The sequence below is a fragment of the Waterburya agarophytonicola KI4 genome (assembly GCF_020640915.1).
Lineage (GTDB): Bacteria > Cyanobacteriota > Cyanobacteriia > Cyanobacteriales > Xenococcaceae > Waterburya > Waterburya agarophytonicola.
Genome location: NZ_JADWDC010000117.1, coordinates 1 through 5792, shown reverse-complemented (window position 1 = coordinate 5792; position 5792 = coordinate 1). Strand labels below are relative to the sequence as shown.

The following is a 5792-nucleotide window of genomic DNA, read 5'->3' as shown; positions in this document are numbered from 1 at the left end:
CCGCTTCGCATATCGCGGGTGTGCGGGGTAGTTACTCCTTGTGTAGCCCTTTACTCCTTGTGTAGCCCTTTACTAAGATTTTTTCTTTTAATTCAGAAATAGCGATCGCTTCGCCTCATCGCCTTTTTTCAGTCAAGCAACAGAGGAATATGAAACTATTGTACCCATTCACTTCTCTTGTACCCCTAAATAAAATTTTGCTTTGCATTTGTGATCGCGTTTTTGCTGTCAATTTCATCCCAAGGGCTACAGTAGATATATCAGTCTTCTTGGTTTGAGTTAGTAATAGTTTCAATAAAATTGTTCGCTCAACTTTAATATTTTTATGCCAACTAAATAGATAGTTGCTATTATAAAATATTAGTTTTATAGATATATATACAACAATTTAATCTTCATACTTTGATTATATTTTACAACAGTTTGATTTACCTAACAAACAATAATAACATCAAGACTTTCAGTAGAAATGAATTCTTTGATGACAGAATGGCGATCGCTTTATTTTCAGGTGCGAGAAAGAACTTATGATGTGATTCCTTTCAACCAAGATATAATCGTGTATATACGATACGTTGAGGAATGCTATGTTGGAACTAAAAGAAGCTCTAGAACAGAGACTAGCGGTTCTTAGAGGTGAATCTGTTAAGTCCGACAGTAAGGCTATAACCAATACTTCCAAGGAATATATAACCCATACTTTAATTCAAGCTGGAATTCTAGACGAGCATGGGGAAATTATCGAGCTTGAAATATCTGAAGAAATATCTGAATAAGTGTATATATCGCCTCAAATAGTTGTCGGCTTTCATGGTTGCGATCGCTCCACATTTAATAGCGTCATCAGACAAGGCAACCATCTTTCCCAAAGCGCAAACGAATACGATTGGCTAGGACATGGAATCTACTTTTGGGAAGGCAGTTATGAAAGAGCTTTAGACTGGGCTAAAAACAGCAGTAAAGTGCCTAATCCGTCTGTAATAGGTGCATTTATCCGATTAGGTAACTGTCTAGATCTACTTGATGCTGGCAAGATAGATTATCTTCGCTTGGGTTACGCAATACTCGAAAATGAAGTTTCTGCATTAGGCAAATCTCTACCAAAAAATACCATTCTTCGTAATGGCATTAGCTTCAACAGAAAATTAGATTGCCAAGTAATTCAAAGGATACATAACTTCAATAATTTAAAAATAGCTGAATCTCTAAACCTGCCAGATATGGAAAAAGATTTAAACTGTATTGATTATGCTGTTGAGATTTGGTTCTCCATCGCCCATTGTCTCAATTTTTGTTGTATCTCAACAGGCAACAATCGCACCGCTCGGTTAAGGTGATCGCTTCTAGGGTGTCGAATGGACTAGAATTTTTTGTCACAGATAATTCTTCTTGGTTATTAACAATATCTAGGTTATCTGTGACAGGTTTAAAACTATATTTAACAAGGACTACAGCAGTTTTTGATGGAGAAGTTTTTTCTAGTCAATGGAACGTTATAATGAATCTCACATTTGTTTAGGTTGTCCAATGACAACCTAAAACGACTATAATCTTAGATGTATTAGATGTAAACGTGAAAAAACATCCGAATAAAGAGATTAACAGTGCGATCGACTACGCAGTTGAAAATGGGTGGGAGGTAAAAGAGGCAGGTTCTAGTTCGCACGCTTGGGGAAGATTGAAGTGTCCCTATAACGATTCTGAATGTAGATGTGGAAAATTTTGTCTTAAAAGTATCTGGTCTACACCAAAGAATCCCCAGAATCATGCCAAGCAAATACGTCGCATTGTAGACGGTTGCATCAATAAGGGTATAAGTATCGATTGATAAAGCTTTAATACTATGAATGAATATGATTTTGTACTACATTTTAAATTAGCTGACCCAAGAACAGACCCCAGTATTTATGAGGATCGATTGTTTGAAGCTGGATGTGATGATGCTTTACTCGGTATCGGTAAGCTCGGATATCTAGGGTTGGATTTTATCCGTACTGCCGAGAATTCGGTCGAGGCGATAACAAGTGCTACCCACGATGTTAGAAGTGTCATACCCGATTGCGAACTTTACTATATCTCTCCTGATGTTGTTAGCATTCCCGAAATTGCTACTGTCATGCAATGTTCTCGACAAAACGTTCTCAAGCTCAAGAATGCCCATACTGACACTTTTCCTTTTTCGATTAACAGTGATGCTAAATCATTGAATTGGCACTTGGCAGAAGTGCTCAAATGGTATCAGAAGCGAGGGCATAATGTAGATTTAACTTTGTTAGAAGTGGCAGAATTTGCCATGCAGTTTAATCTGGAAAAGCAAAATCAAAATATTAACTCTGACCCCGATTTGAGACTTAAAGCTCGTGCTTTAGTTTCTTAAGCTACGTTGATTATGGTCAAGAGCGATCGCTATCATGCCGTCAATCTCTTTAAGTCTATTCTAGTTTATGTTAGTTTCAATAAATTTATTTGTTTAAAATTTACATTTTTGAATCAATAAAATCGATAGTTACTATTATAAAATTGCTATTTTATAGATGCTTTTTAACACTTTTGTTATCATATTTTAGTTATATTTTACAATAGTTTTATTTGTCTAATAAATAATAAGAATATCAAGTCATTCAGTAGAAATGAATTCTTCAATAACAAAATAGAGATCGCTTTATTTTCAGGTCTGAGAAAAAACTTATGACGTGATTCACTTTCAACGATAGTATTGCCAAAACTATAATAGCTCTAGCTATTATTGCCAATCAACTATTTTCAAGTCAGGAATTTTCCAGAAGTGCTTTGTATTGCTTGTCACAACGGTAAGACCATGATTTAGTGCGATCGCTCCAATTAATAAATCTTCTGTTGCAACTGGTGTCCCCATAGCAAATAATTGGTTTTTAATTTTTGCTGCTACCTTTGCACAGTCATCATCAAAATAGATTGTTCCTATCTGCGAATACAAAAGTTCCAACTGTTCACTAAATAGCTTTCTCGCTTTGATGTTTTTAGCCATTCCATATTCAATTTCAAATTTAGTAATGGAACTGACAAAAATCACTTTGAAAGATGTCACTCGAAAGTGATTAATTATATTTTGGTTTCCTCTCAAATAATCAGAGATTGTCGTAGTATCTAGCAGATATTTCAAAATATCTCCTCGCGTGAAGGCAAACTAAAATCTCGATCTGTCTCTAGTTCAACCTCTGACACGCCTTTCCAATTTAAGATATCTGGATGCCAGGTATCTTCATTTTCCCGACTCTCTAAAAACTCCTCGATCGCCTTCACGATCAGCTTGTTTTTTGGCATTTGATGAAACTTTAGATATGTATTTAAACGATCGCTTAATTCTGCTGGTATGTGAATCGATGTGTTCATTTCTGGTATATTTTTCTTTTATTATACCAGGAATTTACAGCTAAGACTAAATAACCTTTGGTACTACTAATTAAGCTTTTAAGTATTCCAGATTCAGATGTTGGAAGTAATCGAAACCTGCACCGCGACGATTGTGACTGTGGGTTAGTTGATATTTGGCATTATGGTCGTTAATCAATCCATGATGCTCGTCAAACCACTGACCGACTGTTCTGGGATTGCTCCCCGTAAGTTTCTGGACTAAAGTTTTACTGAGACACACTCTATCTTTTGGTTCAGGACTATTATTATTGTGTTCGATAATTGCCTCGACGCATTTCTCTATTTTGTAGGCTGCTACCCCTTTGGCTGTGGAACTGCGTAATTCTTCTTTGGGAATTTCACAGAGGCTTGTTTGTATTGTATTGAGGTATTTAGCTTTGTACATCAAACCATCTTTAGCGATCGCTTTTAACTCCTGACCTGAATTAATCACCGCATCTTGTACTTCTTTGGTTTCTGACTCATTAAGTTCTAGTTGGTCTATGAACTCGCTTTTTACTTCTAAGTCTGTATCTTTAACAGGATTGTCGAGATAATAATCGATTAGTTTTTCAATCATTTCCCCTTGATGTAGGTTTTCGAGATCGCAAAGAGCAATAAGTTTCTCTTTATGTTCGTCTGTAATTCTCGTGCCTAATTTTTTCATTGTTCTTTCCTTTTAATAATTGTTAAAGCCATTCGGGGGCTACTTGAATTAAACGTTTGTTGTTGAACCATTCTCTTAATGAGGCTGCCGAAGATTCATCTAGTTCGTAATCCATATATGCCTGTGCTGATTCGGTGGTGTCGGAACTGTGACCCGTAATCAGATCGATTACTAAGTCTTCTGTGGGGTTTTTAGTTCCTGAATGGCGATAAATACTCCACACCATTGCACAGTAAGCACTGCGTAGTTTATGGGGGGTAACATCAGGTAAAAGTAGTGAAAATTCTTTCTTGGTTTTGACTCCTAGTTCCTTACTACCCTTAGCCCTTTTGTCTAAAGGGCAAGGATAATATTCCCGCAGCCAAGCGATCGCATTTTGTGCTTTTTCTTTCTCGCATAGTAGGGGGATTTTATATGGCACATCAGAGTGTTTGACCATGCCGTAGATATCTTGTTTTTTGACTAGACCTTTTTTGGTTGTCTTTTGCTGACCGCTAAATAAGACGTGATAGCTAGTATCTTCATTACGTCGCTGGAGTAGATTACAACTTAATCCCGTACCGTTAAATTGTGCCGTCTGCATTAACTCGCCGTGTCTTCTGCCTGTTAAGACATATAGACCCGCTAGTCTAGCAACATAGCTTTTAGCAGTCAGTAATGATTCGGCTTTTTTAATTACCGCGATCGCATTGAAACTGGGTCGGTCTGATTTATCTTTTCTATCCCTAGCCAAACGCTGTTGCTTGACCTCATCTTTTTCGTAATCTTGGAGATTTAAAAACCTCAAGGCTTTATGTATTCTGACTCGTTGACCATTTTTGACTGTTGAATCGGAATTGCGATCGTTTAATTCCACATCTCGAATGGCATTGCGATAAAGACTGACTTGTTTCTTTAAGCCCGAAACGCTACCACCTTGAACTGCTATGGGATAACCCTCACTGTTAAATACTGGCTTAATGCCCAAACAAGAACGCAAATAGTCAAGCTCGATCGCGCATAGCTGTTGATACTTGTCACTATTTGCTTCCTCTATTTTGCTAATAAATTCTTCGATTCTGGCGATCGCCATTAACCTTGTTAATCTATTGTACCTTACATATCTATTGTAACTCTTGATTCTTGATTATGAAAGCGATCGCCCTTTCATCCCTAACCATCAAAAAGATGTCGTGGTTTCAAGATTACTCAAACTCTCTTTCGAGCAGTTTTCTCTCACAACTCAATAAAAAGATAGATTGTACAATTGCGATTATGTCAAATATGACATACTATGTTCAAAAGGGTGAATCGTTATCTATGCCTCAATCTCGCCCGATGCCTAGCATTAGCAAGAGATGTCATGAGTTAAGAATCAATGATGAAAGTCAAACATGGCGGATTATTTATCGTCTTGATGAGGATGCCATTGTTGTTGTAGATGTGTTTGCTAAGAAGACGAATAAAACCCCAGACGCAGTTATCAAACGATGTCAAAAAAGGCTAAAGCAGTATGACGCGATTTAGTATCGAGGATGGTTATGGACACTGAAAAACAGAAAAGATTAGAAGCTTCTGGCTGGGCTGTCGGTGATGCCAGTGATTTTCTAGAGTTGACGACCGCAGAAGCTGAGTTGGTTGAACTTAAGACAAGACTAGCTTTATTTGCCAAAAAGCAGCGGAAAGCTATTAACCTTTCTCACAACTGGTTGCGGGTTTTCAGTTTCGTTGAGAGGAAATATTGAACATCAAA

At 37.2% G+C, this 5792-nt stretch carries 10 protein-coding genes; 6 read left to right on the top strand and 4 right to left on the bottom strand.

The annotated features are described in order from the left end of the window. The first annotated feature begins 587 nt into the window (after positions 1–587). From I4641_RS22975 to I4641_RS22960, 4 genes are all read left to right on the top strand, one after another. Positions 588–776 (top strand): hypothetical protein, encoded by a 189-nt coding sequence (locus I4641_RS22975; protein WP_229642913.1) that lies wholly within the window; start codon positions 588–590, stop codon positions 774–776. After that, on the top strand, positions 777–1337 hold the full coding sequence (locus I4641_RS22970; protein WP_229642912.1) for a hypothetical protein: 561 nt from the start codon (positions 777–779) through the stop codon (positions 1335–1337). 236 nt (positions 1338–1573) lie between these two features. After that, positions 1574–1828, top strand: a complete 255-nt coding sequence (locus I4641_RS22965) for a hypothetical protein (RefSeq protein ID WP_229642911.1) — start codon at positions 1574–1576, stop codon at positions 1826–1828. A 15-nt stretch (positions 1829–1843) separates the two neighbouring features. Continuing rightward, positions 1844–2377 (top strand): DNA-binding protein, encoded by a 534-nt coding sequence (locus I4641_RS22960; RefSeq protein WP_229642910.1) that lies wholly within the window; start codon positions 1844–1846, stop codon positions 2375–2377. Between the two features lie 366 nt (positions 2378–2743). Here the strand turns inward: I4641_RS22960 and I4641_RS22955 are convergent, their stop codons facing one another. The 4 genes from I4641_RS22955 to I4641_RS22940 form a co-directional block, all read right to left on the bottom strand. Further along, the gene (locus I4641_RS22955; RefSeq protein WP_229642909.1) at positions 2744–3142 is read right to left on the bottom strand and encodes a PIN domain-containing protein; all 399 of its coding nucleotides are present in this window, start codon (positions 3140–3142) and stop codon (positions 2744–2746) included. Continuing rightward, a complete protein-coding gene (locus I4641_RS22950; RefSeq protein ID WP_229642908.1) occupies positions 3139–3372 on the bottom strand; it encodes a ribbon-helix-helix domain-containing protein in 234 nt (77 codons plus the stop codon). Before I4641_RS22950 ends, I4641_RS22955 begins: the two co-directional genes overlap by 4 nt. 70 nt (positions 3373–3442) lie before the next feature. After that, positions 3443–4060, bottom strand: a complete 618-nt coding sequence (locus tag I4641_RS22945) for a hypothetical protein (protein WP_229642907.1) — start codon at positions 4058–4060, stop codon at positions 3443–3445. 22 nt (positions 4061–4082) lie between these two features. Continuing rightward, positions 4083–5132 carry a protelomerase family protein gene (locus I4641_RS22940; protein ID WP_229642906.1) on the bottom strand — a complete coding sequence of 350 codons (1050 nt, stop codon included), beginning with the start codon at positions 5130–5132 and terminating at the stop codon, positions 4083–4085. A gap of 182 nt (positions 5133–5314) precedes the next feature. On the opposite strand from I4641_RS22940, the gene I4641_RS22935 reads away from it, so the two are divergent. Next, positions 5315–5566, top strand: coding sequence for a type II toxin-antitoxin system RelE/ParE family toxin (locus I4641_RS22935; RefSeq protein ID WP_439655366.1), 252 nt, complete (start codon positions 5315–5317; stop codon positions 5564–5566). Positions 5567–5580: 14 nt separating this feature from the next. Continuing rightward, positions 5581–5784, top strand: coding sequence for a hypothetical protein (locus I4641_RS22930; protein WP_229642904.1), 204 nt, complete (start codon positions 5581–5583; stop codon positions 5782–5784). Positions 5785–5792 lie beyond the last annotated feature (8 nt).